This is a genomic window from Arthrobacter paludis (assembly GCF_056782315.1).
The window spans coordinates 215,644-230,461 of record NZ_JBXAEW010000002.1 but is presented as its reverse complement, the minus strand read 5'-3'; the positions used below and the strand labels follow the sequence as shown (position 1 = coordinate 230,461).

Genomic DNA, 14,818 nt, shown 5'->3' with positions numbered 1-14,818 from the left:
AACGCGGCCTCCCCGGCCCCGCGCCGGGCGCCCCGGGAGGCCCGCGGTGGCGCGCCACACCCGCGCAAATCCGGTGTTTCGCGGGGGTTCGATGGCAAGGTTCTGTGCAGAACATGCCACTCTCTGGAGGAATTTCATGCGGCAACTCAGGCTTGTGGGTGTCCACGAGGACGGCGGCCACCTGCTGCTCAGCGGCGAGGACGGCTCCAGCTTCAGCCTGCCGATCGACGAAGCCCTCCGCGCCGCCGTCGCCCGGCCCATCGGCCGGCCGGCCGCCATGGCCTCCGGCCAGGCGCCCGCCCCGCTGACGCCGCGGGAGATCCAGGCGCGTATCCGCTCCGGGGCGACCGCGGAGCAGGTGGCCGAGGAGTCCGGCATGCCCATGGAGAGCATCCTGCGCTACGAGGGCCCCGTCCGGGCCGAGCGGGACTACGTCGCCGAGCAGGCCCGCCGGGTCGAGGTCAGCGGGCCCCAGCCGCACGACGCGTACCGCAGCGCGTTCGGCGGCGAGCCCGCGTCCCTCGGGGAGATGGTGGCCCACCGGGTCGGCGCGTTCGGCGTCGACGCCGGGGACGTCGAGTGGGACGCCTGGCGCCGGAGCGACGGGGCCTGGGAGATCTCGGCGTCCTTCGAGCCCCCCGCCGGCGACTCCCGCACGAACATCGGTGAGGAGCCCCCGGCCCGCTGGCTGTTCCACCCGTCCCGCAAGGCCCTGCAGAACACGAACCGCTGGGCCCAGGTGCTCAGCGAGATCGAGCCGATGGACACCCCCGTGGCCGGGCGGCGGCTGTCCGCCGTCGCGGACCACCCCTTCGACGTCGAGGCCGAGGAGGAGGCCCCCGAGGAGCGCCCGGGCAGCGAGTTCGACAACGAGGAGTTCCTCGACATGCTGCGCGCCCGGCGCGGACAGCGGCTCGGGGACGACGCGGACGGCGACGACGCGCTGGCCCTGATGCTCTCCCGCGGCGAGATCCCCGCGGCGCACCCGCGCGACGAGGACTTCGTCGACGAGGCGGAGGCGCGCCGCCTCGGCTTCGCCCCGGACCAGGACGACGAGGACGGCGTGCCGGAGCTCGCGGACGGCGTGTCCGCCGAGACCAGCGAGTTCACGGTCGTGCCGAGGCTGCGCCCGCTGCGCCCCGGCGCGGAGCCCGGAGCGGAGCCCGACGCGGCGGCGGACGAGGACGCGCAGGACGACGCCGGGGACGCCGGGCAGGCCGCCCCGAAGAAGAAGCAGAAGCGCTCCTCCGTCCCCAGCTGGGACGAGATCGTCTTCGGGCGCAAGCACGACTGACCCGGCGGGCCTCAGTCCGGCGCCGCCAGGACCACCAGCGGAACCTCGGTCTCGGCCGGGGTGAGCGAGCCGTGCTGGCCGACCATCGCGAACGCCGCCGGCGGGACGCGGCGCCCGTCGAGGAACGCCACCGGCCCGCGGGCCAGCACCAGCACGTCCCCGATGCGTGCGGCGACCCGGTCGTCGACGACGGGGCCGAACAGCCCGTGGGCGGCGGCCTCGTCCCGGGTCAGCACCCAGGCCGTGTCGCCGTGGCGGGCCTTCCAGGCGCCGGCCAGGCGGTCGGCGTCGCCGGGCGTGGCACCCGCCGGAAGGTGCAGCTGCACCGCCCGCGGCTCCCCCGCCGTGAGCTCGACGCCGTCCACGAGCTCCGGCTCCAGCGCGTAGTCGATCCGCCCCTCGACGGGGACATCGACCATGCCGTGGTCGGCGGTCAGCAGGAGCAGCGTCCCGGCCGGCACGCGGGCCGCCAGGGAGCGCATGGCGGAGTCGAACTCCTCCAGCGCCTCCGTCCACTCCACGGAACCGGCCCCGAAGCGGTGCCCCGCCTTGTCCAGCTCGTTCCAGTACGCGTACATCAGGACCCGGTCCCCGCCGCGAAGCAGCTCGTGGGCGGCGCGGACCCGGGCCTGCGGCGTCGACGCGGCCGTGAACCGCGTGCCGCGCAGGGCCGCGGCCGTCAGCGAGCTGTCCGCGAACTGCGGCAGGCTGACGGTGTGCACCTCGGCGTGCCCGGCGGCGGACTCGAAGACGGTCGGTTCCGGCTGCCAGGCGAGCGGGTCCAGGTCCTCGGGCCACCCGCCGAGCTGGTTGACGGTGCGCCGGCGGACCGGGTCGACGGCGTCGTAGCCGACGATCCCGTGGCGCCCGGGCGGCAGCCCGGTGCCCACGGACGCCAGGGACGCCGCCGTCGTGCTGGGGAACGCCGCATCGAGCGTCGCTGCGCCGCTCCGCAGGGCCTGGCGCAGGAACGGCGCGTGGCCGGCGCGGGCCCGCAGCAGGCGTTCCCCGAGGCCGTCGCAGAGGACCACGCACACGCGGCGCGCCGCCGGCAGGCCCAGCGTGTTGGCGAACCCGGGGACGCCGAGGGCGGCGGCCGCGCTGGGGAAGACCTCGGCGACGCTGGTGGATCCGTAGCGGGGGGCGGCGGGCAGCGGCGGGTGGGCCATGGTCCTCCTGAACCGTGCGGGGCCGGGGGCGGTGTTCGGGGCTAGGACGAGTGGTGTCCGCGCACGAAGCGGGCGGGGCCGCGGACGGGACGGGGCTCGCCGGACGGGCGCTGCGGCTGGGTCGCCGAGTTGACGAGCCGGCGCAGGGCGCGCGCGAATTCGCGGGCGTCGTCGACGGCCTGGACGCCGTCGGCGCCGGCGCTGATGCGCAGCAGGATGTCCTCGCGCTGGGTGGTCCCCGTGTAGCCGTGGTCCGCGTCGCAGGACGGGTCCGCGCACTCGGCCGGGGTCAGGTCGAGCCGCTGGCCGCCGGACCAGGCGATGCCGAGCGTCAGCTCGCGGACGGAGTCGCTGGGCTTGTAGTCCTGGGGCTGCCCGTAGACGGCCCCGACGACGACGGAGTCGATGCGCGCCAGCGGGACGGTCTCCGTGGAGACCTGCGCGGTGGCCTGCTGGCCGAACTCCTCGAGCTGCTGGTCGTCCACGTGCACCACGACGAGGGCGTCCGCCGTGAGCACGAGCGCGGTCACGTGGCGGTGCACCTCGTTGTGCTCGATGTGCGTCTCGACGTGGACCATGTGGCCCAGCGGCTCGCCGCCGTCGAGCGTGTCGTCGATGGCGTCGGCCACCAGACGCGGATAGAAGCCCGCGCGCTCGAGCGAATGGCGCAGGGCACGGCCGGCGGGCGTGGGGGGAGGGACCATACCCGCCAGTGTAGCCGGGCCCCTACCTCGACATGGCGCGGCGGGCGCTGTCCGTGCGCTGCCGGGCGTTGCCGAGCCGGACGTCGGCGGAGAGCACCGTGACGCCGTCGACGGCGGCGAGCACGGGGTTCAGTTCGACGATCGCGACGCCCGGGTGGTCGTCCTTGAGCGTCGCGACCCGGTGCAGCAGGTCCTCCAGGCTGCGCACGTCGACGGCCGGCAGCCCCTGGTACCCGAACAGCTTCCGCGACGTCCGCGTGGAGCGCACGAGCTCCGCCAGGTCCGTCGTCGTCAGCGGCGGGATCGCGTGCCCCCAGTCGTCCAGCAGGTTCACGGCGTCCCCGGCCAGGCCGAACGAGAGCAGCGGCCCGAGGAGCGGATCCTCCAGCGCGCGGACCAGGCACCCCTGCCCGGAGGGGGCCATGGCCTGGATCTCGAGGTCGTCGGCCCCGTACGGGCGGAGCATCTGGCGCATGTGCTCGATGTTGCCGCGCAGGGAGACCTCGTCGTAGATGTTCAGCCGCACCCCGCCGAGGTCGAGGCGGTGCCGCAGGTTCTCGTCCGTGGCCTTCAGCGCCACCGGCCAGCCGAGGCGGTGCGCCGCGGCCGCCGCCTCGTCCGCCGTGGCGAACGGGACGGACTCGAGCACCCGGATGCCGTAGCAGGCCAGCAGCTCGGCCGCCTCGGCGGGCTCGAGCCGCAGGAGGTCCGTGCCCGGCACCCGGCGGAGGTGCGCCTCGACGAGGTCCTCGGCGCGGTCCCGGTCCAGCCCGGCGACCTCGGGCACGTGCCCGAAGTCCCGGCCCCGCCAGGCCGCGTAGCGGACGACGGCCGCCAGCGCCTGGACTGCCCGGCCGGGGCTGGGGAACGCCGGGAGGGCGCGCTGGCGTCCGCCGTCGAACCCGTCGGCCGCGATGACGCCCTCCTCGTCGGGGCGCGCGTCGACGATGCCGGGGAAGGAGACGACGACCGGCTTGCCGACCCGCTCCCCCGCGTCGCGCAGCGCCGCCGCGAGCTCGGTCGGGCGGGCGTCGCGCGGCTGCAACAGGGCGACGATGGCGGCGTGCACGCCGTCGTGGGCCAGCGCCGCCTCCAGTGCGGCCGCGGCCCGTGCGCGGGCCTCCTCCGGGGCGCCGTCGGCGGGGATCGCGTCGTCGACGACGGCGACGTCCAGCCCGTCCTCCGCCGCGTTGTCCGCGATGACCGCGGCGATGGCCGGCGAGTTGGAGACGACGGCGAGGCCGTTGCCCGCCGGCAGGGGCTGGGTCGCGACGATCTGCGCGACGTCCATCAGGGCCTCGTTGGTGGTCACGCGGATGACGCCCGACTGGCGCAGCATCGCGTCAACGGCCCCGCGGGGGGCCTGGGTGGTGCGCACCGCGTGCCCCGGCGGCAGGCGCAGGCCCATGCCCTCGGACTTCGCCACGATCACGGGCTTGGTCCGGGAGAGCCGGCGGGCGATCCGCGAGAACTTGCGGGGGTTGCCGAAGGACTCGAGGTAGAGCCCGACGGCGGAGGTCGCCGGGTCGTCCTCCCAATACTGCATGGCGTCGTTGCCGGAGACGTCGGCCCGGTTGCCGGCGGAGACGACGGAGGAGACGCCGACCCCGCGGCGCATGGCGGTCGCCGCGAGCATGGCGCCGATCGCGCCGGACTGGCTGAACAGGCCGAGCCCGCCGCGGCCCGGAGGCACCGGGGACAGCGACGCGTTCAGCGAGACGGCCGGGTCCGTGTTGACCAGGCCCACGGACGCGGGCCCGATGACGCGCATGCCCAGGCTGCGGGCCTGCAGCACCAGCCGGCGCTGCCGGGCGGCGACGTCGCCGCCGGCCAGCGCCGTGGCCACGAGCACCCCCTTGACCCCCTTGGCGCCGCACGCGGCGACGACGGCCTCGAGCTCCGCCTCCGGGACGGCGACGACGGCGAGTTCGACGTCGCCGGGCACGTCCTCGATCGACGCGTGGGCCGGCAGGCCCGCGACCTCCCCGGCCTCCCGGTTGACGCAGTACAGGGGGCCGGTGAAGCCGCCGTCGAGCAGGTGGCGCAGGAGCCGGTGGCCCATCCCTCCCGGGTCCCGGCCGGCGCCGACGACCGCGACGGACTCCGGCGCGAGGAGCTCGGCCAGGCTGCGGGCCTCGGCGCGGTGTTCCCGGGACTCCATGACGGCCCGGGACCGCTCGGTGGGGTCGATCGGGAACTCGAGCATCACGACGCCGTCGTCGAACCGCCGCTTGACCTCGTAGCCGGCCTCCGCGAACACGGTGAGCATCTTCCGGTTCTCGGGCAGCACCTCGGCGCTGAAGCGCTCGATCCCGTTCTCCCGGGCGGCCGCGGCGAGGTGCTCGAGCAGGATGGAACCGACCCCGTGGCCCTGCAGGGCGTCGGCGATGTTGAACGCGACCTCGGCCTCGGCGGGGTCGTCGAGGCGGTCGTAGCGGCCCACGCCGATGATGTTGCCCCCGCGCAGCACGACCAGCGCCACGCGGTCGGCGTGGTCCACCCGGGTGAACCGCTCGAGCTCGCGGTCGGTGAGCTTGGACTTGTAGGTGAAGAAGCGCAGGTAGATGGAGGACTCGGACTGCAGCGAGTGGAAGCGCTGGAGGGCCTCGGCGTCGGCCCGCCCGATGGGCCGCAGGTGCGCGGTCGATCCGTCGCGCAGCACGACATCGGCTTCCCAGTGGGCGGGATATTCCGTGTTTTCCAGCAGGTCCGCCATAGGCTTAGCGTACGGCAGACCCCACGGAAGAGGACCCCGACACCCATGGCCCGACGGCAGACCCCCACCCTCCCGGACGACTTCGAGGAGCACATCGTCGACATCGACGTGACCTCCGAGATGGAGGGGTCGTTCCTCGAGTACGCGTACTCGGTCATCTACTCGCGGGCCCTGCCGGACGCGCGCGACGGGCTGAAGCCGGTCCAGCGCCGGATCCTGTACATGATGACGCAGATGGGCCTGCGCCCGGACAAGGGCCACGTCAAGAGCGCCCGCGTCGTCGGCGAGGTCATGGGCAAGCTGCACCCGCACGGCGACGCCGCCATCTACGACGCGATGGTCCGCCTGGCCCAGTCGTTCTCGCTGCGCCTGCCGCTGATCGACGGCCACGGCAACTTCGGCTCCCTGGACGACGGCCCGGCCGCCCCCCGCTACACGGAGGCCCGCATGGCCGCGCCGGCCGTGGCCATGACCGACTTCCTGGACGAGGACACGGTCGACTTCGTCCCGAACTACGACAACCAGCTCCAGCAGCCCGCGGTCCTGCCGGCGGCGTTCCCGAACCTGCTGGTCAACGGCACGACCGGCATCGCGGTCGGCATGGCCACGAACATGGCCCCGCACAACCTCGGCGAGGTCGTCGCCGGCGCCCGGCACCTGCTGGAGAACCCGGACGCGACGCTCGACGACCTGATGGGCTTCATCCCCGGCCCGGACCTGCCCGGCGGCGGCATCGTCGTCGGCCTGGACGGGATCCGGGACGCCTACGCGACCGGGCGCGGCTCGTTCAAGACCCGCGCCAAGGTCGAGCTGGAGAAGATCAGCGCGCGCCGCTCGGGCCTGGTGGTCACGGAACTCCCCTACGGCGTCGGGCCGGAGAAGGTGATCGAGAAGATCAAGGACGCCGTGCAGGCCAAGAAGCTGCAGGGCGTCTCGGACGTCATCGACCTCACGGACCGGACCAAGGGCATGCGCCTGGTCATCGAGCTGAAGAACGGCTTCAACCCGAACGCCGTCCTGCAGCAGCTGTACAAGCTCACGCCGATGGAGGACTCCTTCGGGATCAACAACGTCGCGCTCGTCGACGGCCAGCCCCGCACGCTGGGCCTGCCGGACCTGCTGCGCGTCTACCTGGACCACCGCACCGACGTCGTGCGGCGCCGCACCAGCCACCGGCTGGGCAAGAAGAAGGACCGGCTGCACCTGGTCGAGGGCCTGCTCATCGCGATCGTGGACATCGACGAGGTCATCCAGATCGTGCGCAGCTCCGACGAGGCCGCCGCGGCCCGCACGCGCCTCATGCAGGTGTTCGACCTGACCGAGGTCCAGGCCAGCCACATCCTCGAGCTGCGCCTGCGCCAGTTGACCCGCTACTCCCGCATCGAGCTCGAGGCCGAGCGCGACGAGCTCAAGGCGGAGATCGAGCGCCTCGAGGCGATCCTGGCCGACGAGGCCCTGCTGCGCCAGGTGGTCTCCGACGAGTTGGCCGACGTCGCGGAGCGGTTCGCGACCCCCCGCCGGACGGTCCTGCTCAAGACCGCCAAGGACGCGCCCCTCAAGGGCACGGTCATGCCCGAGCCGGAGGGCCGGGGCGCGAAGGCGCCCCTCTCGCTGGAGATCAAGGACGAGCCGTGCTGGGTGCTGCTCTCGGCCACCGGGCAGCTGGGCCGCACCGCCTCCCGCGACGTCGTGGTCCCGGACCGCCGCGCCAAGCACGACGTCCCCACCTCGGTCGTCGCGGCCACCGCGCGCGGCGAGGTCGGGGCCGTCACGTCCGCCGGGCGGATGCTTCGCCTGCAGGTCGTCGACATGCCGGCGCTCGCCCCGGGCGAGGGGCTCGCCGGGCTCGGGCAGGGCGCCGCAGCGGCCGAGTTCGCCCCGCTGGCCGCGAAGGAGACGCTCGTGGCGCTGGTGCCGCTGGACGCCGTCGTGGCCCTCGGCACGGCCGCCGGCGTCGTCAAGCGGGTCCAGCCCGAGTACCCGCTCAACCGCGACGAGTTCGAGGTCATCACGCTCAAGGGCGACGACGCGGTGGTCGGCGCGGCCGTCGCCGCCGACGACGCGGCCCTGCTGTTCGTCTCCGCCCAGGCCCAGCTGCTGCGCTTCCCCGCCTCGGCCGTGCGCCCGCAGGGCCGCACGGCCGGGGGCATGGCCGGCATGAAGCTCGGGGCCGGCGACCGGGTGGTCTTCTTCGGGGCGGCGCGGCCGGACGACGACGACGCCGTCGTCGTCACCATCGCCACCGGGGACGGCGAGCTGCCGGGCACCGGCGCCGGCACGATCAAGGTCACCCCGCTGTCCGAGTATCCGGCGAAGGGCCGCGCCACCGGCGGCGTCCGGGCGCACCGGTTCCTCAAGGGCGAGGACCGCCTCGCGCTGGCGTGGGCCGGCCACGGGCCCGCCCGGGCGTCCTCCCAGGCCGGCGTCGCCCGCACCGTGCCCACCGAGCACGGCCGGCGCGACGGGTCCGGGGTGCCGCTGACGCAGCGGATCGAGCTGCTCGGCGGGACGCCTGACCGCGTGGCGGCCGAGGCCGCGGATGCCGGGACCGGGCCGGCTGGTTCCGGCACCGGCTCCGCCGGCGCGTCCGGCCTGCCGGAGCCGGAGCGCCGCGCGCCCCTGGCGGCGCCCGAGGAGGACACGCTCCCGTTCGCCGACTCGGGCGTCGTGACCGTCGACCCCGACTAGGCCCGGGCCGCCACCGGCGCGGGCGCGCGCCCGAGGCGCGTGTGCGTGTCGCCGGCCGCGGCCAGCTGCGCGTCGTGGGTGACGAGGACGACGGCGGTGCCGCCGAGCGCCGCGCGCAGGTCAGCGACGAGGCCCCTCCCCTCGTCCTGCCCGAGGTGGGCCGTCGGCTCGTCGAGCAGAACGACCCCGGCCCCCGCGACCAGGGCGCGGGCCACGGCCACGCGCTGGCGCTGTCCGCCGGAGAGCCGGTGTCCGCCGGGGCCGACCCGCGTGGCCAGCCCGTCCGGCAACGCGTCGAACCAGGGGCCCAGCCCGACGGCGCGCAGGGCGCCCTCGAGCTCGCCGCGCGCGGGCCGGTCCCGCCCGGTCCGGCCCAGGGCGAGGTTCCCCTCGAGCGTGGAGTCGAACAGGAACGCCTCCTGCGGGCACCAGGCCACCCCGTCGAGGACCTCGCCGCGGCCCGCGTAGGGGTCGGCCCACCCGCCCGCGCAACGGTAGGCGGCCGTGCCCGCCGACGGGGCGAGGAAGCCCAGCAGCACGGCCAGGAGCGTGGTTTTGCCGGAGCCCGAGGGCCCGCTCACGGTCCAGACGCGGCCGGGCCGGGCGCCGCCGTCGAGCCCCGCGAAGACCGGGCGGGGCGCGCCCGGGTAGGTGGCGGCCAGCGCCGTGGCGGCGACGGCGTCGACGGTGCCCGGCAACGCGTGGCCCGCCCGCGCGGGGGCGACGGTCGGGTCCGTGTCCAGCCGCGGCATGGTGCGCCGCATCAGGCGCGCGACGACGGGCAGGTGGCGCACGCCGTCCGCGTACTGGCCGAACGCCTCGGCCAGGGCCAGGCAGACGAACACTGCCAGGGCCGTGGGCTTGGCGTCCAGCCCGGCGGCGGAGGCCGCGGCCAGGGAGCCGAGCGCGCCGAGGGAGGCGAGCAGCACCGCCCCGGACTGGCCGAGTCCCGCGGCGAACGCGGCGCGGCGCAGGTCGCCGGCGCCGGCGAGGTCGCCGGTGTGGAACCGCCGGGCCGCGGCCGGGGCCAGCCCGTTGGCGGAGAGGTCGGGGGCGGCCGCGTACAGGGCCGCGGTCCGCTCGGCGACGGCCGCCCGGTGGGTCGCCGCGGCGGCGAGGGCGCGCCGTTCGGCGGCGAGGACGGCGGCCGGCAGCAGCACGAGCGCCCCGACGGCCGCGGCGGCCGCCACGGGCAGGGCCGGCGGCGCCGCCAGGCCGATGGTCGCGAGGAGGCCGAGCGCGGCCAGCAGGGCCGCCGGGAGCGGCACCAGGGCCCGGGGCAGCGCGTCGCGCAGCTCGTCCACCTCCGCGACGAGCGTCCCGAGCGCTCCCCCGCCGCGGGTCAGCCGGCCCCAGTGCGCGACGCTGGAGGACAGGGCGTCCCACAGGTCGGTCCGCAGGCGGGTGGCCCAGCCCAGGACCGCGTCGTGGGTGGCCAGGCGCTCGAGGTAGCGCAGCGCGGACCGGCCCAGCCCGAAGAACCGCACGCCGACGAAGGCGACCAGCAGGTGCAGGATGGGCGGCTGCTCGGCGGCGCGGACGATCAGCCACCCGGACAGCGCCGAGAGCGCGGCCCCGGACAGGACGGCGAGGGCCCCGAGCCCGACGCCCGCGGCGAAGCGGCCCGAGCGCAGGGGCAGGCGGCCGGCCCAGCGCAGCCACGCCGCGGCCGGGACCGGTCCGTCGCCGCCGTGCCCGGCGGCGGCCGCCCCCACGCCGGCCACCTCCACGCCGGCCGGTCCGGGGCCGGCGGCGGCGCCCGCTGCCGTGCGCCCGGTGCCGGCCGCGGCGGACACCGCGCGGGCCGGGCCGGCACCGGCCGGCTCCGCGGGGAGCGCCCCGGGCGGGGAGGCGTCCGCGCCGCCGGGGGCCCCGGCCCACACGTGGACGCGGTCGGCCGCCCCGGCCAGGAGCGGGTCGTGGCTGGCGGCGAGGACGGTCGCCCGGCCGCGGAGGGAGGCGACGGCGCCGCGGACGGCCTCGGCCGAGGCGGGGTCCAGGTGGGCCGTCGGCTCGTCGAGCAGGACCAGGACGGCGGCGCCGGGATCGGCGGCCCGCAGGGCGTCGAGGCGGGCCAGCACGCGCGCGAGGCCGACGCGGCGCAGTTCGCCGGGGCTGCAGTCGCGCAGCGCCGTGCCGGCCAGGTGGCCCGCGCCCGCGGCCTCGAGGGCCCGGGCGGCGTCCACCGGGGCGCCCGCGCCCCGGGCCCCGCCGGGCCCGCCGGGTGGGCGGGGCCCGCCCGCCGGGCCGCCACCGGCGGCCGGGGAGTCTCCCGTGGCGTGCCACAGGACCTCCTCCGCCGCGGTGGCTTCCGTGAAGCGCGGATGCTGGGACAGCCACAGCACGCGGGCCGGCAGGCCCTCGACCGTCCCCTCGAGGCGCACGTCCTCCCCCGCGCGCAGCGTGCCCGCCAGGGCGGCGAGCACGGTGGATTTGCCGCAGCCGCTGGGCCCGTCCAGGACGGTCAGGCTTCCGGCCGGGGCGTCCAGGTCCACGGGCCCGACCGCGGCCCGGTTCCCGCGCACGACGCGCAGCCCGCGCACGCGCAGTCCGGCCCGGTCCGCGGGGGCGCCGCCGCCCCACCGGGGCGGCGCGGGGGCCCCGAGCACGTCCCGGGCGCGGCCGAGGGCGTGGAGCCCGTCCTCGCTGGCGTGGTGGGCGGACCCGACGTCGCGCAGCGGCAGGAAGCACTCCGGGGCGAGGATCAGCGCGAGCAGGCCCTCCTGCAGCCCCATCTCCCCGTGCACCAGGCGCACGCCGATGAAGACGGCCACGACGGCGACGGACAGGGTCGAGATCAGCTCCAGCGCGAAGGCCGAGAGGAACGCGGTCCGCAGCGTGCCCATCGTCGTGTCGCGGTACCGCTCGGAGGCCTCCGCGAGGGCGCGGCGCTGGGCGGCGGCCCGGCGGAGGCCGACCAGCACCGGCAGCCCGGACGCGAGCTCGGCCAGGTGCCGGCTCACGCGGTCCAGGCCCGCGGCCGCGGCCTCCACCCGCCCGGCGGTGTGCTTGCCGATGAGGACCATGAACACGGGCACCAGCGGCAGGGTGGCGGCGAGGGTGGCCGTCGAGACCCAGTCCGCGCCCAGGATGGCCGCCAGCAGCAGCGGGGGCACGACGGCGGTGGCGGCGAGCGCCGGCAGGTAGTCGGAGAAGTACCGGTCGAGGCCGTCCAGGCCACGGCTGGCCAGGGCGGCGCCGGCCGGGTCGGACTCCGGGCCTCCCGCGTCGAGGTGGCGCCGGACCAGGGCCGCACGGAGCTCCTCCTTGGTCCCCTCGGCGGCGCGGCGGGCGAGGACCTGCGTCGCCCACGCCGCGGCGGCGCGGCCGGCGGCCCCGCCGGCCCCAAGGGCGAGCAGCCACGGCTCCGGGGCGCGGCCGGCCGCCAGCCCGGCGATGCCCGCCGACAGGGCCCAGGCGAGCGCGACGAGCGACGCGGCCTTCAGGGCCGCCAGGGCGGCGAGTCCGCCCAGGGCGCCGCGTCCGGCGAGGCCGGCGGGGCCCGCCCCACGGGCCGCGCGCATCAGCGTCCCACCACGGGAACCACGGCGTGCGGCGCGGGGATGTGCTGTTCGGAGAGCCTGCGCCGGAACACCCAGTAGGTCCACCCCTGGTACAGCACCACGAGGGGCACCCCGAACGCGGCGATGACGCTCATGAAGCCCAGCGTGTAGGGGGCCACGGACGCGTTCGCGACGGTCAGGTCGAAGGCCGGGTCCAGGGTGGAGGGAAGCACGACCGGGTAGGCGGCGGTGAAGACCGCGGCCGTGCCCGCCAGGACGAACACCGCGCTGCCGGCGAACGCGCGGCGCTCGCGGCGCGCCCACGCCGCACCCGTGCCCGCGAGCGCCCCGGCGACGGCCACCGCGGTCAGCAACCAGGAGGCGGCGTTGCCGCTGCGCAGGCCCACGACCAGCACCCACGCGGCCAGGGGCACGAGCCCGAGCCAGCCCCAGCGGCGCAGGGCCCGGCCGGCCCGCTCCCGGATGCCCCCGTCGGTCTTCAGGCCCACGAACGCGAGCGCGTGGACGAGGCTGAACGCGACGACGGCGAGCCCGCCGAGCACCGCGTACCCGGAGAACCAGGACCACGGGCCGCCGACGCGGTCGCCGTTCGCGTTCAGCGGCAGCCCGGTCGTGGTCAGCGCCAGCAGCGCCCCCACGCCGAACGCCGCCACCAGGGAGCCGAGCGCGATGCACCAGTCCCACGCGGCCCGGCTGCGGGACCGGTGCGCCTTGCCCCGGTATTCGAAGGCCACGGCGCGCAGGATGAGCGCGAGCAGCACGAACACGAGCGGCAGGTACAGGGCGGAGAACAGGGACGCGTACCAGTCCGGGAACGCGGCGAACGTCGCCGCGCCGGCGGTGATCAGCCAGACCTCGTTGCCGTCCCAGACGGGTCCGATGGTGTTGAGCAGGACCCGGCGCTCGGACTCGGTCCGGGCGAAGGCGCGCATGAGCATCCCGACGCCGAGGTCGAAGCCCTCGAGCAGGAGGTAGCCGGCCCAGAAGAACGCGATCACGGCGAACCAGAGGGTGGGGAGGAAATCCATGTGTTGCTCCTGTTCGGGTCCGGTCAGTAGGCGAAGGCCAGGACGTCGTCGTCCCGGTCCCCGCCCGGCGGGCCGTCCGCGCCGCCGTCGTCGTGGAGCTCGGGCATGGCGGAGGCGACGCCCCCGCGGACGTAGCGCACGAGCATGCGCACCTCGATGACGAGCAGCACGGCGTAGACGGTGGTCAGGGCGACGAGCGAGAAGAGCAGCTCCCCGACGGACACGCCCGGGGAGACGGCGGCCGCGGTGAACATGAAGACCTGGTCGACGGCGCCGTCGAACGAGGGGTTGGGGGCGACCACGAACGGCTGCCGGCCCATTTCGGTGAAGACCCAGCCGGCCGCGTTCGCGCCGAAGGGCGCGAGGATGCCCAGGACGGCCAGCCGGGAGAGCCAGCGGTTGTTCGGCACGGTGCCCTTGCGGGCGATCCAGAGGGCGGCGGCGGCCGCCGCGGCGGCGAGGCCGCCGAACGTGATCATCAGGCGGAAGCCCCAGTAGGTGACCTCCATGAGCGGCAGGTAGTTGATCTCCTGGCCGGCGCGGTCGCCGTACATCGGGTCGTCGGGCAGGTGCGTGCCGTACTTCTCCCGGTACTCGGGCAGCAGCGTGTTCACGCCCTTCACCTCGGTGGTGAAGTCGTCGTTGGCCAGGAAGGAGAGCAGGCCGGGGATCTCGAAGACGGCGACGACGTCGTCGCACGTCGTCGCCCCCTCGGTGGAGACGTCCCCGATGGTGAGCACGGAGAAGCCGGTGCCGTCGTGGCATGCGGCCTCGGCGGCCGCCATCTTCATCGGCTGCTGCTCGAACATCAGCTGCGCCTGGGCGTGGCCGCTGAGGGCGACGCCCGCGAAGGAGACGACGGCGACGGCGGCGCCGAGGCGCAGAGAGCGGATCCACACGGCGTGGTCCGTGGCGTCGCGGGCCGCGGGGTGGCGCGGGTCGGTGCCCACGACGACGCGGCCCGCGGCGTCGACGGTGTCGATGCCCTCGGCGCGGCGGCGGTAGAGGTGGAACCAGGCGATGCCCAACAGGAAGCCGCCGGCGACGGCGAGCGAGCCGAAGAGCGTGTGCGGGAACGTCACGAGCGCGGTGTCGTTGGTGAAGACCGCCCAGGCGTCGACCATGACGGGCCGCCCGTCCACCATCTCCACGCCCACGGGGTGCTGCATCCAGGAGTTCGCGACGAGGATGAAGTAGGCGCTGAGGACGGAGGCGAGCGTGGCGGCCCAGATGCAGGCGAGGTGGATGGGCTTGGGCAGGCGGCCCCAGCCGAAGATCCACAGCCCCAGGAACGTGGACTCGACGAAGAACGCCAGCAGGGCCTCGAGCGCCAGGGGCGCGCCGAAGACGTCGCCCACGAACCGGCTGTACTCGCTCCAGGCCATCCCGAACTGGAACTCCTGGACCAGGCCGGTGGCCACGCCCATGACGAAGTTGATCAGGAAGAGCTTGCCCCAGAACTTCACCATCCGCAGGTACTCGGGCCTCCCGGTCCGGTGCCACATGCTCTGCAGGGTGGCGACGACCAGCCCCAGGCCGATCGTCAGGGGCACCATGAGGAAGTGGTAGACCGTCGTGATTCCGAATTGCCAGCGGGCGATGTCGAGGGGATCCATGGGGGCGGCTCCTGGGTCGGCAGGTACTCTTCTACGAAAGGTAGAAAAGAGTTCTACGCCCGGTAGAATAACAGCGTTC

At 75.8% G+C, this 14,818-nt stretch carries 8 protein-coding genes; 2 read left to right on the top strand and 6 right to left on the bottom strand.

The genetic code is table 11. The features are described from left to right. Nucleotides 1-136: 136 nt before the first annotated feature. A complete protein-coding gene (gene sepH, locus AC1Q5D_RS02500) occupies nucleotides 137-1,294 on the top strand; it encodes a septation protein SepH (protein WP_481736982.1) in 1,158 nt (385 codons plus the stop codon). 11 nt (nucleotides 1,295-1,305) lie between these two features. On the opposite strand, the gene AC1Q5D_RS02495 is transcribed toward sepH, so the two are convergent. The 3 genes from AC1Q5D_RS02495 to AC1Q5D_RS02485 are packed head-to-tail and all read right to left on the bottom strand — an operon-like array spanning nucleotide 1,306 to nucleotide 5,883. Beyond that, nucleotides 1,306-2,463: an alkaline phosphatase family protein gene (locus AC1Q5D_RS02495; RefSeq protein ID WP_481736981.1), complete on the bottom strand. Its 1,158-nt coding sequence runs from the start codon at nucleotides 2,461-2,463 to the stop codon at nucleotides 1,306-1,308. A 41-nt stretch (nucleotides 2,464-2,504) separates the two neighbouring features. Further along, entirely contained in the window at nucleotides 2,505-3,167 is a 663-nt protein-coding gene (locus AC1Q5D_RS02490) for a DUF5998 family protein (RefSeq protein WP_481736980.1), read from the bottom strand. Between the two features lie 22 nt (nucleotides 3,168-3,189). Further along, entirely contained in the window at nucleotides 3,190-5,883 is a 2,694-nt protein-coding gene (locus AC1Q5D_RS02485) for a bifunctional acetate--CoA ligase family protein/GNAT family N-acetyltransferase (protein ID WP_481736979.1), read from the bottom strand. Nucleotides 5,884-5,928: 45 nt separating this feature from the next. Between AC1Q5D_RS02485 and AC1Q5D_RS02480 the strand changes: the two genes are divergently transcribed. Continuing rightward, entirely contained in the window at nucleotides 5,929-8,571 is a 2,643-nt protein-coding gene (locus AC1Q5D_RS02480) for a DNA gyrase/topoisomerase IV subunit A (protein ID WP_481736978.1), read from the top strand. On the opposite strand, the gene cydC is transcribed toward AC1Q5D_RS02480, so the two are convergent. From cydC to AC1Q5D_RS02465, 3 genes are read right to left on the bottom strand one after another with little or no spacing between them, the layout of a single operon-like run. Next, complete coding sequence (gene cydC / locus AC1Q5D_RS02475; protein WP_481736977.1) at nucleotides 8,568-12,095, bottom strand: thiol reductant ABC exporter subunit CydC; 3,528 nt, start codon at nucleotides 12,093-12,095, stop codon at nucleotides 8,568-8,570. The two genes, AC1Q5D_RS02480 and cydC, sit on opposite strands and share 4 nt — an antisense overlap. Next, nucleotides 12,095-13,123 (bottom strand): cytochrome d ubiquinol oxidase subunit II, encoded by a 1,029-nt coding sequence (gene cydB, locus AC1Q5D_RS02470; RefSeq protein ID WP_481736976.1) that lies wholly within the window; start codon nucleotides 13,121-13,123, stop codon nucleotides 12,095-12,097. Before cydB ends, cydC begins: the two co-directional genes overlap by 1 nt. Nucleotides 13,124-13,146: 23 nt before the next feature. Further along, a complete protein-coding gene (locus AC1Q5D_RS02465) occupies nucleotides 13,147-14,739 on the bottom strand; it encodes a cytochrome ubiquinol oxidase subunit I (RefSeq protein WP_481736975.1) in 1,593 nt (530 codons plus the stop codon). Nucleotides 14,740-14,818 lie beyond the last annotated feature (79 nt).